This window comes from Mesorhizobium monacense (assembly GCF_056781675.1).
Genome location: NZ_CM165567.1, coordinates 4368137 through 4384860 on the forward strand (window position 1 = coordinate 4368137; position 16724 = coordinate 4384860).

Annotated in this window: 15 protein-coding genes; 8 read left to right on the forward strand and 7 right to left on the reverse strand. The window is 60.0% G+C overall.

The genetic code is table 11. From position 1 onward, the window contains the following. The first annotated feature begins 27 nt into the window (after positions 1-27). From AC1RUK_RS21105 to AC1RUK_RS21130, 6 genes are all read left to right on the forward strand, one after another. Positions 28-882: a peptidylprolyl isomerase gene (locus tag AC1RUK_RS21105; RefSeq protein ID WP_481839105.1), complete on the forward strand. Its 855-nt coding sequence runs from the start codon at positions 28-30 to the stop codon at positions 880-882. Then, positions 879-1874 carry a HupE/UreJ family protein gene (locus tag AC1RUK_RS21110; protein ID WP_481839104.1) on the forward strand — a complete coding sequence of 332 codons (996 nt, stop codon included), beginning with the start codon at positions 879-881 and terminating at the stop codon, positions 1872-1874. Before AC1RUK_RS21105 ends, AC1RUK_RS21110 begins: the two co-directional genes overlap by 4 nt. 212 nt (positions 1875-2086) lie before the next feature. Next, positions 2087-2515: a hypothetical protein gene (locus tag AC1RUK_RS21115; RefSeq protein WP_481839441.1), complete on the forward strand. Its 429-nt coding sequence runs from the start codon at positions 2087-2089 to the stop codon at positions 2513-2515. Positions 2516-2543: 28 nt separating this feature from the next. Then, complete coding sequence (locus tag AC1RUK_RS21120; RefSeq protein ID WP_481839103.1) at positions 2544-3116, forward strand: OmpA family protein; 573 nt, start codon at positions 2544-2546, stop codon at positions 3114-3116. A gap of 187 nt (positions 3117-3303) precedes the next feature. Then, complete coding sequence (locus tag AC1RUK_RS21125; RefSeq protein ID WP_481839102.1) at positions 3304-4098, forward strand: porin family protein; 795 nt, start codon at positions 3304-3306, stop codon at positions 4096-4098. Positions 4099-4308: 210 nt separating this feature from the next. Continuing rightward, complete coding sequence (locus AC1RUK_RS21130) at positions 4309-6648, forward strand: tetratricopeptide repeat protein (RefSeq protein WP_481839101.1); 2340 nt, start codon at positions 4309-4311, stop codon at positions 6646-6648. Positions 6649-6722: 74 nt separating this feature from the next. On the opposite strand, the gene AC1RUK_RS21135 is transcribed toward AC1RUK_RS21130, so the two are convergent. From AC1RUK_RS21135 to AC1RUK_RS21155, 5 genes are all read right to left on the reverse strand, one after another. Continuing rightward, positions 6723-7292: a hypothetical protein gene (locus AC1RUK_RS21135; RefSeq protein WP_436171161.1), complete on the reverse strand. Its 570-nt coding sequence runs from the start codon at positions 7290-7292 to the stop codon at positions 6723-6725. A 170-nt stretch (positions 7293-7462) separates the two neighbouring features. Then, positions 7463-7744 (reverse strand): hypothetical protein, encoded by a 282-nt coding sequence (locus AC1RUK_RS21140; RefSeq protein ID WP_481839100.1) that lies wholly within the window; start codon positions 7742-7744, stop codon positions 7463-7465. A 230-nt stretch (positions 7745-7974) separates the two neighbouring features. Further along, positions 7975-8253, reverse strand: coding sequence for a hypothetical protein (locus tag AC1RUK_RS21145; RefSeq protein ID WP_481839099.1), 279 nt, complete (start codon positions 8251-8253; stop codon positions 7975-7977). Positions 8254-8269: 16 nt separating this feature from the next. Next, positions 8270-10723: an arylsulfatase gene (locus tag AC1RUK_RS21150; protein WP_481839098.1), complete on the reverse strand. Its 2454-nt coding sequence runs from the start codon at positions 10721-10723 to the stop codon at positions 8270-8272. Between the two features lie 93 nt (positions 10724-10816). Beyond that, positions 10817-11044, reverse strand: a complete 228-nt coding sequence (locus AC1RUK_RS21155; protein WP_481839097.1) for a hypothetical protein — start codon at positions 11042-11044, stop codon at positions 10817-10819. Between the two features lie 645 nt (positions 11045-11689). Here AC1RUK_RS21155 and AC1RUK_RS21160 point away from each other — a divergent pair. Then, complete coding sequence (locus AC1RUK_RS21160; RefSeq protein ID WP_481839440.1) at positions 11690-12958, forward strand: alpha/beta hydrolase; 1269 nt, start codon at positions 11690-11692, stop codon at positions 12956-12958. A 95-nt stretch (positions 12959-13053) separates the two neighbouring features. After that, on the forward strand, positions 13054-14064 hold the full coding sequence (locus AC1RUK_RS21165) for an Lnb N-terminal periplasmic domain-containing protein (protein ID WP_481839096.1): 1011 nt from the start codon (positions 13054-13056) through the stop codon (positions 14062-14064). A gap of 294 nt (positions 14065-14358) precedes the next feature. On the opposite strand, the gene AC1RUK_RS21170 is transcribed toward AC1RUK_RS21165, so the two are convergent. Then, the gene (locus AC1RUK_RS21170) at positions 14359-14886 is read right to left on the reverse strand and encodes a hypothetical protein (protein WP_436171893.1); all 528 of its coding nucleotides are present in this window, start codon (positions 14884-14886) and stop codon (positions 14359-14361) included. A gap of 125 nt (positions 14887-15011) precedes the next feature. Then, the gene (locus AC1RUK_RS21175; protein WP_436171892.1) at positions 15012-16562 is read right to left on the reverse strand and encodes an arylsulfatase; all 1551 of its coding nucleotides are present in this window, start codon (positions 16560-16562) and stop codon (positions 15012-15014) included. Between the last annotated feature and the right edge of the window lie 162 nt (positions 16563-16724).

Sequence of the window (16724 nt, forward strand, 5' to 3'; positions counted from 1 at the left end):
TGTCCTTTGCCAGCGGAGCCAATCATCTTGCTGAAACGTTTGCTGAGAGAGCCATTGGCGCACTTCATCATTCTGGCTCTGGCCATCTTCGCGATGTATGGCCTGCTCAGCCGCGGGGGAGCGCAAGCGCCGGACCGCATCATCGTCACGGCGCCCAAGATCGAACAACTGACTGCTGTCTTCGGCAAGACCTGGCAGCGACCGCCGACGGCCGAGGAATTCAAGGGACTGGTCGACGACTACGTCAAGGAAGAGATCAACGTCCGCGAGGCACTGGCATTGGGGCTGGACAAAGATGACGCCGTCATCCGCCGCCGCCTAAGCCTGAAGATGGGGTTTATGAACGCCTCCTTCGTCGATGCACAGTCGCCGGCCAGCGGGGAGCTTGATGCCTATCTGAAGGCTCACCCTACCAAATTCGAGATCGAACCGATGCTGGCCTTCGAACAGGTTTTCCTCAACCCAGACCAGCATGGCGACAAGACCGGTCAGGACGCGGCCTCCATATTGAATACATTGACGGAAAATCCCGCAACCGATCCGACGATGTTGGGTGACGTGTCGTTGCTTCCCGCAGAGCTGCCGCTGACAACCAAATCATCCATAGGCCAGACTTTTGGCACGGACTTCGCCGAAGCGCTGGACAAGGCAACGCCGGGCCAGTGGACGGGTCCCATTACATCAAGTTTCGGACTTCACGTGATCAAGCTGTCGGAGCGCAGGCCGGGCCGTCTGCCCGCGCTTGACGAGGTGCGCGATGACGTGGCGCGCGAGTGGGCGAATGACAAACGCAAGGAATTCGAAGAGCACCGACTTGAGGAGTTGCTGAAGCGGTATGCGGTAACGATCGAGTACCCCGCAAAATCGGGCGCCACCCCATGATTCGCTTCGCAGCGCTATTGACGGTTCTTTTGCAGCTGTTCCAATCCGCACCTGCAACAGCGCATGAGGTGCGACCCGCTTATCTCGACATTCGGGAGACGGAACCCGATGTGTTTGTAGTGGTATGGAAAGTGCCGGCCCTAGGCGACAGGCGGCTTAGCCTCTATGCGCGTTTGCCGGAAACGTGCAGGGCGAAGAACGGGCCGACGAGATCTATCGACGGCGGCGTCTATTCTGAGGTCTGGACCGCCGCTTGCGACGGCGGCCTCAAGGGCCATGAGATCACCATCGACGGTTTGCGCTCAACCCTGACCGACGCCCTGATCCATATTGCCTACCGCGATGGGACGACGGAGATTGCCCGCCTCAAACCAGATATGCCGACCGCTGTCGTAAAGGGCGCTCAGACCAGCTTCGAGGTGGCGCAAACCTATTTCCGGTTGGGTGTCGATCACATCCTGTCCGGCATCGACCACCTTCTATTCGTGCTGGCTCTCATGTTGCTGATCCACAATCGATGGATGCTCTTGAAGACAATCACTGCCTTTACGATTGCCCACAGTATCACGCTTGCAGGGGCGGCATTGGGCTACTTCAGCCTACCGCAGCAACCGGTAGAAGCCACCATTGCGCTTAGCATTGTCTTCGTGGCCAGTGAACTCACCAAAATCAAGCCAGGAGAAAGGCGACTGTCCGAAAGCTATCCTTGGATTGTGGCCTTCGCTTTCGGTCTTCTTCATGGCTTTGGCTTTGCTGGTGCGCTTAAGGAGATCGGCCTTCCGCAGGTGGATGTGCCGCTCGCTCTTCTCACCTTCAATCTGGGCGTTGAAGCGGGCCAGATGCTTTTTGTAGCGGCGGTGCTAATCGCCTTTAGGATCGTTACCACCCTGATCACCATGCCGGTTGTGCCTGCACGGACCGCTGCAGCCTATTTGATAGGCACAATGGCTGCGGGCTGGCTCATCACACGAGTTGTCAGCTTTGTGGCCTAGATCGGACGAACCTAGAGCAGGGGATTGGAACTCGGTTTCTAAGCTGGCGGGTTGATAGCCAGAGCTTCGGGAATACAGAACATACCAGATGCTACGGGCCGTCTCGCGTCTTGTCGATTAGCCTATGAAACGCTCGGCTGGTGTCTTTGCCCGACCGCCATGAGGGGCAACGTCACATGAGCAAAACCCCAACCTTCGCATGGGAGCGATTCATGACAAAGAAACTTGGTGTTTTTGGTGGGGCGATCCTGATCAGCGTTCTCGCCCAAACCGGCGTCACCCGCGCGCAAACCATCAGCTACGCCGATGCGATGACTTTGCTTACCCATGACTGTGGCGCCGATGTCAAGAAATTCTGCAAAGGCCTCAATCTCGGCAACGGGCAAATCCAGAACTGCCTCGCGCAGCATCAGGCGAAGGTCTCACCCACCTGCACCTCGACCATGGCCGGCGTGATCGCCTCGATCCAGCTACGACTGGCAGCGCAGGAAAGCGTCACCAAGATCTGTGCGCGTGACGCGGCCCGGGCGTGTAGAGGGGTAGTGCCGGGCAAAGCGCACATACTTGGATGCCTCTTGAAGGCGACGCGTATCGTCGGCGCGAAATGCAGTCAGGCTATCACCGATGCCGGATGGCGGTGACCCCATGTTGAGACCTGGAGAAAGATAAATGTCTATTCGTCGATTTCGCAATACCTTGGCGCTGGCCGCTCTGCTGGCCGCTGCCAGCGACGCCGGGGCTCAGCAGTTGAGTGAACATCAACTTGTCGACACCCTGGGACAAGTCGCCTCAGTTGCACCGGCCGTCGATGTAGCGGTGCTTACGCAAGAATTGGCCGCCAATCCGGGCAAGGGGATTGCCGGTCTGCCCCACTGGAGCCAACTGGCGACCCTCCCGCAGTTCTTTGTCGAGATCAACTTCGAGAACAACTCGGTAGCGATCGAACCCGAGTCCTATAGGACGATCGGCTTGATCGCTGACGCACTCCACCATCCGCTGCTGCGTCAATACAAATTTCTTGTCGTTGGGCACACCAATGCCACAGGCGATGCCAAACACAATCTTGACCTCAGCGCACGGCGCGCTGAAGCCATTGCGGAAGCGCTGAGCACGACTTTTTCGGTGGAGCCGACTCGCCTGTTCTCGGTCGGAGTGGGATCAGAGATGCCGGTCGATCCCGCAAACCCGAAGGCGGCGGACAACCGTCGGGTTCAATTGCTCAATATCGGGCTGATCAAATAGCTCGGATTCGGGAGGAACCCTTCAAGGCCGCTGCCCCTGAGGCACCGTCATGCGACGTCCGCACGAAGATCTATTTGGAAGCTGCTGCCATATTGGCTAAGCTGCGAATACGTTTATGTTGTGGCTATGGTGTAAGACCGATCGCATCGGACATGAAGTAAAAAACGGAATTAGAGGGGACTTCGATATGGCAATCATCCGAGCTCTCGTGCCAGCTTTGGCGGCGATAGCGACAGCGCTGTTTGCGGTGCCAGCGATCGCTGCGGACGCTGCGACGCAACTTCCTGAAGCCGCGCCGGCGCCAGTCTGGACCTTCACCGCAGAGCCCTATTTCTGGATGGCAGGCATGAACGGCAGGGTCGGCGTCAGGGGCCTGGAGCCGGCGGATATCGATGTCGATTTCAGCCAGATTTTCGACCACATCGATTGGTCTCCCCCGCCGGTCATGTTTGCCGGTGAGGCGCGCAATGGCCGCTACGCTCTTTTCACCGACTTTATCTACCTGGGACTCGAGGCCGATGGCACGTCGGCCGGCCCGTTGGCTCTTTCGGCCGAAGTGAACATGAACACGGTGGTGTGGACCTTCGGCGGCTCCTATCGGGTCGTCGACACTGGCACCGCGACCTTGGACGTTCTGGCTGGAGGACGGCTCTGGTACCTAGATACGGATTTGACGATTACAGGCCCTCTGTCCGTGAGGGAGGCCAGCGGTAGCAAGACTTGGGTCGACCCCCTGGTTGGTGTGGCCGGCAATGTTGCTCTGGGCAACGGATTCGGGCTCCATGGCGAGGCGGATGTCGGTGGCTTCGGTGTCGGCGCCGACATCGATTGGCAAGTGCAGGGCACCCTTCAGTACCGGTATAGTGATTCGGTCACGCTGGAAGCGGGCTATCGCTATCTTGCCGTTGACTACGACGACGACGGATTTGTGTTTGACATAGCAATGCAGGGGCCAATCATCGGCGCCAGATTTCGGTTCTGATCGGATCTGAGCCGGGGATTCAAAGATAGATCGCGGCCTCGTCTTTGAGAGAAGGAGGTAGGATCATCGCGAAGTTCGCTCGGGCAGTTCCGTGCTGATCAATTCGCCCCTGGTAGCGCGGGCGGCCTTCGCACCGAGGATGCATAGTTCCGCTGGTGGCCAGAAGCTCCCTGCCTGTGCGGGCACCAGCTCACCACCAACTCGCTCGCGATGAAGATTTATTTCAGCCTATTTGCCGGCGATGTATGTTTGTTGTCGCGGCGCCAAAGAGCCAAAGCACCGATGCTCCTCGCGATTGCGGCCCGCGCCACCAGATCCATCTGCCTGTCGGTATTGCTGCTAGTTTCGGTGACGGTAGCCTCTTCCGCCGAGTCGCCTGGCTTTGTGGGCTCTGCCACTTGCGACGGCTGCCATGCGGCCGAGACAAAAGCGTGGTCGGCGTCCGATCACAGCTGGGCCTTGAGGGTGCCCACCGCGGAAAGCGTCCTCGGTGATTTCAAGGACGCACGATTCGAGCATAAGGGGGTGACGTCACGGTTCTTTCAGAAGGACGGACGCTATTTCGTCGAAACCGATGCGGCAGAGGGAAAGCTCGAGACTTTTGAGATCAAGTATGTCGTCGGTGTCGCGCCTCTGCAGCAATACCTGGTCGAACTCGACCGCGGCAGACTGCAGGCGCTCGATATCACTTGGGATACGGTTGCCAAACGCTGGTTCCACCTGTACCCAAATGAGGAGGTTGGCGCCGGCAACGGACTGCACTGGTCGGGGGCCTACAAGAACTGGCAGGCGCGCTGCGCGGTCTGCCACCAGACTGACTTTCGCAAGAACTATGACCCCCAGGCGCGTAGCTACCATAGCGAATGGAGCGAACTGACGGTTGGCTGTGAAGCATGTCACGGACCGGGCGAGGCTCACGTCGCCTGGGCGCAACGGGCTCCTGCCGCGACTACCTCGCAGTTCGCCGGTCTCGACCCTCATGGCTGGCTGCATCCAAGCGGAATCGGCAAACAGGCTAGCGAGGCAGACATGTGCGGCCCGTGCCATTCGCGGCGTCAGGCGCTGGGGCCCGACAGTGCGCCGCCGCAGGCTTCCTTTGGTGATCACTACGCGCTGTCGCTGCTGGAAGACAGACTCTATTTCCCCGACGGACAGCAGCATGACGAAGTCTATATTCTCGGCTCCTTCCTTCAGTCGAAAATGCATGAGAAGGGCGTCAGCTGCACCAATTGCCACGACCCGCATTCGGGCGACCTGGTGGCGAGCGGAAATGCGGTCTGCACGCAGTGTCACAACCAGACCGGTCGCGCGGAGTTTCCGACCCTCAAGCTTCGCGTGTTCGATGCGCCATCCCATCATCATCATACCCCAGGAAGCGAGGCAGCACAGTGCGTCAGCTGCCACATGCCCAAGCGCAACTACATGATGATCGATGGGCGGCGCGATCATTTCTTCCGGGTACCCGATCCATTGCTGTCACAAAAGACTGGCTCGCCGGATGCATGTCTTTCCTGCCATTCCGGTCAGACGGCAGAATGGGCTGCCGGCGAGATCAGGCAATGGGCGCCGGACCGCGTGTCGCCCGCCTCAACTTACGGCGAGGTATTCGCCAGCGCGCGCCGCGCAGGCGTGGACCGCGGCACTATGGAACAATTGGTGGCTCTCGCACGCGACTCCGCTCAGCCTGCCATCGCCCGTGCCACCGCACTTCACGAGATGGCTGACGTGGCAGACGGCGCAACTGCGGCGTCGCTCGCCGCCTTGCTTTCCGACAAGAGTGAACTGGTGCGAGAAGCGGCGATCCGACTGTGGCGCAGCGCACCAGCCGCAGACCGCGTCGGAAGGCTTCAGCCGCTTCTCGGCGATCCTGTCGCTTCGGTTCGCATAGCCGCCGCCTTGGAACTTGCCAATGTCGCGCCTCAAGACCTGCCAGCCGAGCGGCGCGCGGCCCTGGAGGCAGCACTCGGCGAACTGAGGTCCTCGATGGCCGCCAACGCCGATTTTCCGGAAGGCCAGCTCGCTATCGGCGGGCTGGCCCTGGCGACGCGCAACTGGGACGCCGCCCAGGCAGCATTCGCGGAGGCGACGCTGATGGATCCGCAGCTTGTCGATGCCTGGCTGATGCGAGCGCGCATCGCGGATGCGTTGGGTGATCCCGCCGAAGCTACAGCCATCCTCAGATCGGCCTATGGCAGGAATGCTGGCGACACCCGGATCGCGACCGATCTGGCGGCTCTGCTTGCCAACCAGGGTCAGGATGGCGCTGCGGTCCTGCGCGAGGCGGTAACCGCGCACCCGGAGGATCAGAACGTGCGGATCGCACTTGCCGGAGCGCTGCTCCGTACCGGGGATCTCGCGGCCGCCGGAACGGAAATCGACGTGTTGCGCTCATTATCGCCCGACCGCGCCGAAGTGCTGGTTCTCCAGGCGCTGCGGCAGCTCCTCTCAGGCGATGTCCTTAGCGCGCGCGAAACTGTCCGGAAGATATCGGAGCTCCATCCACATCTGGCACTCCCGTCGCAACTCGAGGCGTTGTCGCGAATGCGGTGAGGAACAGCCCCCGCATGCTCAATCGCGAACGGGCATCCCAAGTCGCGGTGCTACAGGCATGGCAGGCTCTGGGATCACAGGCGCCCGGGCCCGCGCAAGCCCACGCCGACACCGTGGAAGCCTACACCCACGCCACCGCCGGCCCCGATCCAGTCGATGAAGAGAACCGTTTCCTCGCCGCTTGCCGGCAATTTGCCCTCGATGATCTTGTAGCCGTAGACGAGGTCGTGACCGTCGACCTTTGGGTCTGTAATCTCAATCACAGCAACCGTGTTGTTGGGTTGGCCCGGCTCATAAACGGACAGCGTGGCATTGGGTGGATCCTTACCGAAATTGTCCTTTCCCGCCTTGGAAGTCCATTCCTCAAGATAGGCGGCCATCTTAATGTGCCCGGCAATCCTTTCCGGCCGGTCGGAGAAGTAAAGCGTGTGCGGGCTGGCATTCACAAGACGCATGGTTTTCGCGGATTCGTCCACCTTGAGCCCCTCCGACACCTGAACGAACATCAGCTGGACCTTGGCTTCCTCGGCGTTCGCCTCCGCTGCGAAAGCAAGCGGCAATCCCATGCCGGCGATAGCCGCCAAGGCGGGAATTAGGTTCCGGCGGGTTTGGTCCACACATTTGTTGTCTTCAAAACCATTCATTTTCGTCCTCCCGTTTGATTGGTTTGCGATTCCCCATGGTCACTGCGACGCACTTCGAGCGCTTCGATCGTTCCCTACTTCACGTTGGGACATGTCAAGGAGCTGCTTAGCGCGGCGTGGTGAGAGCGCATGTAGTTTCTGTAGGCGCAGGTCACATTGCGGACCCCGGCTCATCGGACCGGACCAGGGGACGTACTGGACTCGCGTAAACCGACAACGCACCATGCGGCAAACAGCAGATGTATCAGGATTGCCGGCCAGAGCAGGACGCCGGTCAGCTTCAGGGTCACGCCGGCATAGGCGAGGACGATCGCGCCAAGAGCGTAATAGATCGTCAAGCCGACGAGTTGCGCCCGTTGGGCAGCGCCGCGACCGGCACCTTTCGACAACCAGCTTGCGACGCCGATGCAAAGAAGCGCTACCCCTGCCAGGCGCGCGAAGACAAGCGCCACTGGTGATGGCTCCGCCGAACCGAGCAGGAGATCTGACACAACAGCAGGCACCGCTATGCACGCGATGCCTGTTGCGGCCTCGCCGACCCCTGACACTCGGAGGAGCAAAGTGCTGTTCGAAGCAAACATCGGTGGACCATTCCTCCCAGATCGATCAGTTTCCAGCGCCCGTTTGACCGCTTCCAGTGTGCAGCGCCGAGCGGGCGTCCGCCAGCAAGACGGCGCTGCCGTCAGGCTGCTGCGACACCTTTTTTATTGGCGCGTTCTTGTAGGTACCGTCGAGCGCCGCTTCCTCCGGCCAGTAGTTGCGGATGGTAATGTTGAACGAACCTTCGGAACAGGCTGCAGTTTGGCTCCTTGTCGTTGAGCGGCATCCGGGGGGCGCCGGCAAGCTCCGCACCGAGTAGCAACTGCCCAACCAGCGCAGGAACGATCACCAGCGCAACGCCTGTCGCCGCCTCGGCAATGGCGGCGGCAGGGAGCACCCATTTCAGCGCCGTGCCAGGCATCGGGACCGCTCAGGGGCTACTTGGGCGGCTTGGTAGCCTCCGCCCCAAGCTTGAAGGTGAGCTTGTCGATCGTGCCGGTGAACTTGAACGGGGCATCGTAGCGATACTCCAGCAAAGCGACCCCGGTTCGCGTGTCCGCCCCGATGTCGAAGGTCTCGTCTTCCGGGAAGGTGACTGGGATGCCATTCTCCATCGTGTTCGTGGCAGCCTCCTTTCCATCCACGGAAAGTACGCCCGTGCCGCCGCTGCCGATGGTGTCACCGTTCAGCTTGTAGTCGAAGACGATGGTGTGCTTGCCGGGCTCCAGTTCTGGCCCCTCCCACATTGTGCGCTTGAGGTCGAGCAGGTTGTACATGAACACGACCTTGCCTCGCCCGACGCCGAAGTCGCCCTTGCTCAGGAACAGTCCGTAGCCGCCGAAGCGCCCACCTTCGGTGACGATCATGCCTTCGGCACCCAACAGGGTGTCAGGAATTTCGACCTCGGCGGTGATGGTAAAGGACTTGTTCAGGATGCTCGGCGCGGCGCTGGCCGGGGTGCCGATCAGCTCGCCCGAATAGGTGAACTCGGTCCGGCCCGCCGTGAGGTTGGGTCGCGGCGAGTTCCAGCGGGCCAACGTCGAATTGTCAAGCGGTAGCACGTTGTACTTCTTTGCCTCGGAATAGAAGAGATCCTGCAGCTCCTTGAGCTTATCGGGCATCTTGGCCGCCAGATCGTCGTTCTGGGTCGGATCGTCGTTGACGTTGTAGAGCTCCCACTTGTAGCCGGTGATCACGTCCGGAGGCGTGGCCGTGCTCAGTTCCCACGGAAGAGTCGCTGGCGTCGTCGCGGCCACCCAACCGTCGTTGTAGATCGCGCGATTGCCGAGCATCTCGAAGTACTGGGTCGTGTGCCTGGTCGGGGCATCGGCGTTCGCCTTGTCCCAGGTATAGGCCATGCTCATGCCTTCAATCGGGCTCTGTTTGATGCCGTCGATCGCATCGGGCGCCGGTATGCCGGTCGCGTCGAGGATGGTCGGCACCATGTCGATGACGTGCGAGAATTGCCGGCGTATGCCGCCCACATCCGTGATGTGGCCTGGCCAGGACATGACCACGCCCTGCGACGTTCCGCCGAAGTGCGACGGCACCTGCTTCACCCACTTGAACGGTGTGTCCATCGCCCATGCCCAGCCAGCGGCGAAATGTGGGAACGTCCGTTCCGATCCCCAGAACGGGTACCAAAGATACTGATCCTTGACCGGCACCGATACGCCATTGAAAGTCGTGAACTCGTTCGGTGTTCCGTTGATCATGCCTTCGGCGCTCGCGCCATTGTCGCCGCCGATGTAGATGATCAAGGTGTTGTCGAGTTCGCCGAGGTCATCGACCGCCTGGATGATCCGTCCGATCTCATTGTCGGCATAGGCAAGGTAGGCCCCGTACACGTCAGCTTGCTTTGTGAAGAGCTTCTTCTCCTCAAAGCTAAGGGAATCCCATTGGGGCAGTCCCTTCGGCCACTCAGTCAGGGTGGCGTTCTCGGGCATGATGCCCAGCCGCTTCTGGTTGGCGAAGATCGTCTCGCGCAGCTTGTTCCACCCGTCGTCGAAAAGGTGCATGTCGCCGATCTTCTTGATCCACTCCGGCGTCGGATGGTGCGGCGAATGGGTGGCGCCCGGTACATAGTAGACAAACCAGGGCTTTCCAGGGGCGACTTCTTTGAGCTGCTTGATGTGCTGAATTGCATCGTCGGCCATCGCGGTCTCGAGGTTCCAGCTGGGGTTCCCCTCGAACGGATAGATGGCAGTGGTGTTGCGGTAGAGGTTCGGCTGCCACTGGCTGGCGTCGCCACCGACGAAGCCGTAGAAGTACTCGAAGCCCATTCCGGTCGGCCATTGATCGAACGGGCCGGCTTGGCTCGACTGATAGCCGGGCGTGTTATGGTCCTTGCCGAACCAGGACGTGGCGTAGCCGTTATCCTTGAGAATCTTGCCGATGGTGCCCTTTTCCAGCGGGATGATCGAGTCGTAGCCCGGGAACCCGGTCACAATCTCGCCGACCACGCCAAAGCCGACAGAATGATGGTTGCGGCCGGTGATCAGTGCAGCCCGCGTCGGCGAGCACAGCGAGGTCGAATGGAAATTGGTGTAGCGCAAGCCCTCCTTGGCTATGCGATCCATGGCGGGTGTCGGGATGACACCACCGAAGGTGCTCGGCGCGCCGAAGCCCTGGTCATCCGTCATGATCAGCAGCACGTTCGGCGCACCCTTCGGCGGCACGACGCGCGGCGGCCACCACGGCGTCGACTCCGAGGCCTTCTCCTTGATCACACCGCCGAATTTCGACTCGGGCGGCGGAAGTTGTTTCCCGTCGATCGTGGTCGTCGCGCCCGGCGAACCAGGTTCGCCGGTCACCTGTTGGGCACTTGCTTGAGTGAAAGGAGCTGTAGTCAAACTCAAGGTGAAGAGAAGCAGATAGCCAATTCTCGTCATTGCCACGTTCTCCCATATCTGCCCGAATTGGAGCCGCCCTGGGCAATACCAATTAGTAGCGCGTCGGTGAGTGACTTCCCTGCGGAACGCACCTCAAGGTTTCAGTGGCGTAACCATCGCGTCGATCGATACCGACTTGACCGGCGACTGCTTTTCCCAAGCGTGCGATTTGAATAAATAATGTAAACGATCCAGCCCATATACGCGCGTAGCATCTGGTATCTTCGGTGCGGCAAGGGTTGGCCCGCCCTGACAAGGCCTGAACCAACCATTGATGTGCATAGATTCGGCCTCGGCGAGGATGATTGCGGCTACATCCAACGTTGCGATGATCTCCTGGACCTCGTCTTTGCCAACAGAGGTACTGGGCTCGTACTTTGGTGCATGCGTATTCTCACAAGCTAGCTGTTTCGGCACTGGTAAGGTCGAGACAGCAAGCGGAGTTCCCCGTCGCAAGTAGGGCTGTCCGGGGAAAGTTGTTCATAGGCGAAGGCCGGTTGATACGAAGAAGTTTCGTTGCCCAAACAGGCATCGGGCGACGAGGTCGGTGAAGCGCAGGGTCGGAATGGCGGTGCGGCAGGCGCGGCTGGTGATGCGCTGCAGCCAAAGGCGATCATGGCGGCGAAGAGCTGCAGGCGGGTCGCATTGTCGCTGGGACGCCTCTCAGGCAGCTCACGGCGGCGACACTTGTGGATCGGCAGCTTGTCGATGTATGGTTGATGCGGGCGCGCGCGGATGCCGGCGTGACACGCGCCTCGGCTTGGTCTCGTGTTGGTGCCGTCGGGCCGGGACCGCCACTGCCCCCCGTCGTGTTATCTTCGCGCACACAAAGCCAGCTACACGCGACCTGCTGTTGCGTCACGTATCAACGCCGGACTGCTTTCAAGCGGGCATTCGCCTTGGACGACTTCGAAACGGGAGGAGAGCTTGGGAAATTGTTTCGTGAGTCTGTCCAAAGTCAGGCGTATCAGCAACGTTTTGTTGGCGTCTGCGTTGTTTGGCCTGGTGTGCGGATGTGCGTCCCGACCAACCAACGTGCTGCTGCCAGTGGCCGATACGTCGCCTTCGTCCAGTAGGGTGGAGATGTTGGTGGCGACGACCCGCAGTCGTTCCTCCAATCCGGCCGAGATGTATACGGGTGAGCGAGGACTAGCCCCGTCGTTTGCGGATATTACGGTGTCGATCCCTCCGACATCGGCGCGCAAGGTCGGCGAGGTCGCGTGGCCCAAGAAGCTGCCATCAAACCCGGCTAAGGATTTCGCGGTTCTGAAAGCCCAAGAATTATCGGTGGAGGGCGCGAAGGCGTGGTTACAAGCCTCAGTGAGAAAGAGCCCGGACCACAGCGTCCTGGTCTTCATCCATGGCTTCAACAACCGCTTCGAAGACTCCCTATATCGCTTTGCGCAGATCGCCCACGATACGGGCACCGACAGCGCTCCGATCTTGGTAACGTGGCCGTCCCGAGGCAGTGCGCTGGCCTACGGCTATGACCGGGAAAGCACCAATTACACCCGGGATGCGGTTGAGAAGCTGTTCCAGTATCTCGCTCACGATCCCGAAGTAAAAGAGGTTTCGATCCTAGCCCATTCGATGGGCAACTGGCTTGCGTTGGAAGCCTTGCGCCAGATGGCCATCCGCAACGGCGGGCTGCCGGCGAAATTCAAGAACGTCATGCTGGCTGCGCCAGACGTCGATGTCGACGTGTTTCGCACGCAGATTGCCGACATGGGCAAGCAGCACCCCCAGTTCACCCTTTTTGTTTCGCAGGATGACCGCGCGCTGGCGATTTCAAAACGGGTCTGGGGCGATATCCCGCGGCTCGGATCGATCAACCCGGAGCAGACCCCCTACAAAGAGGAATTCGCGACAAACAATGTAACCGTCATCGACCTGACCAAAGTCAAATCCGGAGACAAGTTAAACCATGGCAAGTTCGCCGAGTCACCCCAGATCGTGCAATTGATAGGGGCGCGGATGGCCAGCGGCCAGAATCTCACCGACAGCAGGGTTGGCCTGGGCGACACGATCATTCAGGCAACGACCGGAGCAGCAGCTGCGGCGGGCAGCGCAGCTGGGTTGGTGATTTCGGCACCCTTAGCGGTGGTCGATCAGAATACGCGCGACAACTACGGCAACCACGTCAACGCTCTCGCGGGTTCTCAGAACAGCCAGAAAGCGAAGGCTGGCAAGAATTGCGTTGTCTCCTCTCCGACTGGGAAAGATTGCAAGAAATAACCATTCGTCGAAACCAAAGCGGCAGTACTAAAGCCGATGAAAGGTAGACCATGCGCATCCGCAGGAACGCTGCCGTCCGGCTGAAAGGGGAATGAATGCGTCGCGTCGCGCAAATCTCACTTGCCATCATCCTTTCACTAGCCGTTGCAATCTTGACTGCCTGGGCCGGACTTGCCATGTGGTACCGCCTGCCTGTGGAACAGCTTGGTCGGGCTGTAGCCTGTGCCCTTTTCGTCCTGTTCGGCTGCGGCATCGTCGTCGCGCTCTTCAGCTATTTTCGCATCAAGGCGTTTGTGCTGTTCCTCGCCGCGTTTGCCGCGGTTCTGGTTTGGTGGAGCACGATCAAGCCTGTGGGCGAAGCCGACTGGGCGCCAGATGTCGCCCGTCAGGTAACTGGCACCCACGACGGAAATCTGTTGACCCTAAAAGATGTGCGCGCCTTCGAATGGCGTAGCGACACTGATTTCACCGAGCTCTGGACAACCAGGACCTACGATCTCTCCAGCGTCCAGACCGTCGACCTCTTCATGTCTTATTGGTCTGGAACCAAAATCGCTCATGTCATCATCAGCTTCGGCTTTGCAGGAGGTGACTATCTTGCTTGGTCCATCGAGGTGCGGCGAAGTAACGGTGGCAAGTTTTCGCCCATAGCGGACCTGTTCAAGAGCAATCCTCTGGTCATTATCGCGGCTGACGAGCGAGACGTGATCGGCGTCAGGTCGAATGTTCGGGGAGAGGACGTCCAGATCTATCGACTAAGGGCGTCGCCGGACGCAGCCCGGACGCTCCTTCTGGAATATCTCTCTGACGCAAATGCGCTTTCCGCGACTCCAGAATTCTACAATTCCATTACCACCAACTGCACGACCACAATCGTCAAGATGATGAGAGCGGTTGGTGACGTGGTCCCTCTCGACTGGCGCCTCATCGTCAACGGCTATCTTCCCGACTATGCCTATGCACGGGGTGCACTCGACACCCGCTTGCCATTGTCGACTCTTAGGGAGTTGGCCCACATAGACGACCGTGCGCGGAAGTCAGGCATTTCGGCCGATTTTTCGAGGTTGATCCGGGTTGGTGTGCCGTCTCCGGCTCGGAGTGAGTAGGGGACAGGCGTATTGATCGAATGCACGCGCTACGTGTGATGCCTCCGCAACAAGGCGGATGCGCTCGCCGTAGGCATCGGCGCGCAGGCCCTCGCGTCGAGAAGGTCGAGCGCGAGGTGAAGGCGCGCTCCGCTGTCACTGCCATAGAGAGCCTACGCCGCCGCCGGGATATCTGCTCCGAGCTTGCACAGGGCTCGTCGTACGGGGCATTTTGGCACCTTCGCACTACAGATCAGCTGAATATGCCGCACGACGGTTACAATTGTCCTCGGCGCCGCTGCCGAGCGGGGCGGGTCATTGCTTGAGGCACTTGAGGCCCATTGCCATTGCCTTGAAAGTGCCCTTCAGATCGACGACAAAGGTCCCCTTGGTTTCCGGAAACACGATCATTTCATATTGCTTCGCCACGTCGCGCTTGAAATTCGGGTCCTCTGTCAAGATGTAGCCGCCAGAATATCCGCCCTTGAGTTCGCCGCTCAAGCTAGTGGCCACACCCTCATAGAGATGGCCGGCGATGGAGACGAAGATTTCCGACTTGTTCCCATCCTGGAGGCCGATATCCACCTTCGTGAACACGCCGAGATACCCGACCTCCTGATTTGCGGTAACGCCCATTTGCACCGAACTTGGCCCATCTTGGCGCACGATCAAGCAATCTCCGCGGGTTTGATTTGCATAGACCGTCCAGCCCTCGATGTCGTCCCCGTACCGGACAAGCACATCGCTGGCTTTGGGAAGGGGATTTTGATCTTGTGCGTAGGCTGCCGTCGCAGACGAAAGTGCTACTGATGTTGCCGCGACGAGTGTCATGAAGGATCGCATTTTAATTCCCCGTGTTTGCAGGTTTAATTGTTCTATAGGTGTGGTCACGATATTTCAGATTTGTACATCGATATTCGTCCGGCGGCCGACCGCAATCGCGACCGGCCGCCGGATTGCGCCAAGGCTTACTGCCCCGCGTGCTGCTTGATAGCTGCCTCGATCTGCGCTTTCACCGCATCGAGGTTGAAGCTGGCGCCCTTCTGCATCGGCGGATACTCAATGGCCGTCATGGCCAGCTTCGACACCACCTGTTGAACGAACACGAAGCGCCAGAACTCATACTGGAACCAGGAGAAGTAGTTTTGCGAGCCGGTTTTCGTCCCGCTGTCCGGCCAGCCCGTGCGCTCGAAAGGATCGAGACGAAGATTGATCAGGTATGGCACGTCAGGGCGGGTCTTCTCACCCAGCCAGCCGCCGGGTTGGTCGATGAAGCGATACTTGAAGTCGTCGACACGCACTGCGCCAAGCGAGCTCTCGCCAAAGTAGTAGATTTCGTGGCGGGCTGAAGGCCCTTTGCCGGTGATCATGTCCATCTGGTTATAGCCGTCGAGATGGATCTTGTAGGTCCGCCCGGCGAGTTCCTTGCCCGTCAGCAGCTCCGAGCCGATGTTGGGATCGCCCGCCGCGGCGACGAAAGTCGGGAACCAGTCGAGCCCCGAAATGATGCCGTTCGACACTGCGCCCGAGGGGACATGACCAGGCCAGCGAAGCAGCGCCGGCGCCCGGAAGCCACCCTCCATGACTGTGCCTTTGGATTGCGCGAACGGAGTCTGACCGCCATCGGGCCAGGTGAAGACTTCGGTGCCGTTGTCGGTGGTGAACACGACGATGGTGTTGTCGTCCACGCCCATGTCCTTGAGCTTCTGCATGGTGGCGCCGACGATGTCGTCGAGCTGAGCCATGCCGGCTTCGTGAATGGTCCAGCCATTCTCCGAATTGCGCAGCGCCTCATACTTCGGCGACAGGTGTGTCACGATGTGCATGCGCGTCGGGTTGAGCCAGAGGAAGAACGGCTTGCCGTCCGCCTTGGCCTTGTCCACGAACTTGAAGGCGAGATCCTGGATTTCGTCGTCCACGGTCTCCATCCGCTTGGGATAGAGCGTGCCGGCATCCTCGATCTTTTGCTTGCCGACCTTGCCCCAGCGCGGCATCACCGTCGGATCATCCACGTCCGTGGCCCAGGAATGGACCATGTTGCGCGGGCCGACCGTGTCGAGCAGCTCCTGCGGGTAAGCGGGGTGCGCAGGGTCCTCCATTGCGTCGAGGTGATAGAGGTAGCCGAAGAACTCGTCGAAGCCGTGCACGGTCGGCAGGAACTCATTGAGGTCGCCGAGGTGGTTCTTGCCGAACTGCCCGGTCGCGTAGCCCATCGACTTGAGCGCCGTTGCGATGGTTACCGCTTCAGCCGGGATACCGACCGGCGAGCCAGCTTGGCCAACCGTGGTCATGCCGGTGCGGATCGGCAGTTCGCCAGTGACGAAGTTTGCACGGCCGGCCGTGCAACTTGCCTCGGCGTAATAGTCAGTGAACAGCATGCCTTCGGCTGCGATCTTGTCGAGGTTCGGCGTGCGCCCGGCCATCATGCCGCGGTTGTAGGCGCCGATGTTCCAGATGCCGATGTCGTCGCCCATGATGACGACGATGTTGGGTTTCTGGTCCTGCGCGGTTGCCGGCATGCTTGCGGCCGTAAAGGAAGCAAGGGCGAGCGGCAGCCCAAGCGAGATATTCCTGATCATACTCACGATGAACGTTCCTTCCGGCTGCCCGAAACGGGCCGGCAGCCTATGCCCATTTGCAATCGCCTCACTAGCTTCCGAAACATTAGGGGATTGCCCTGT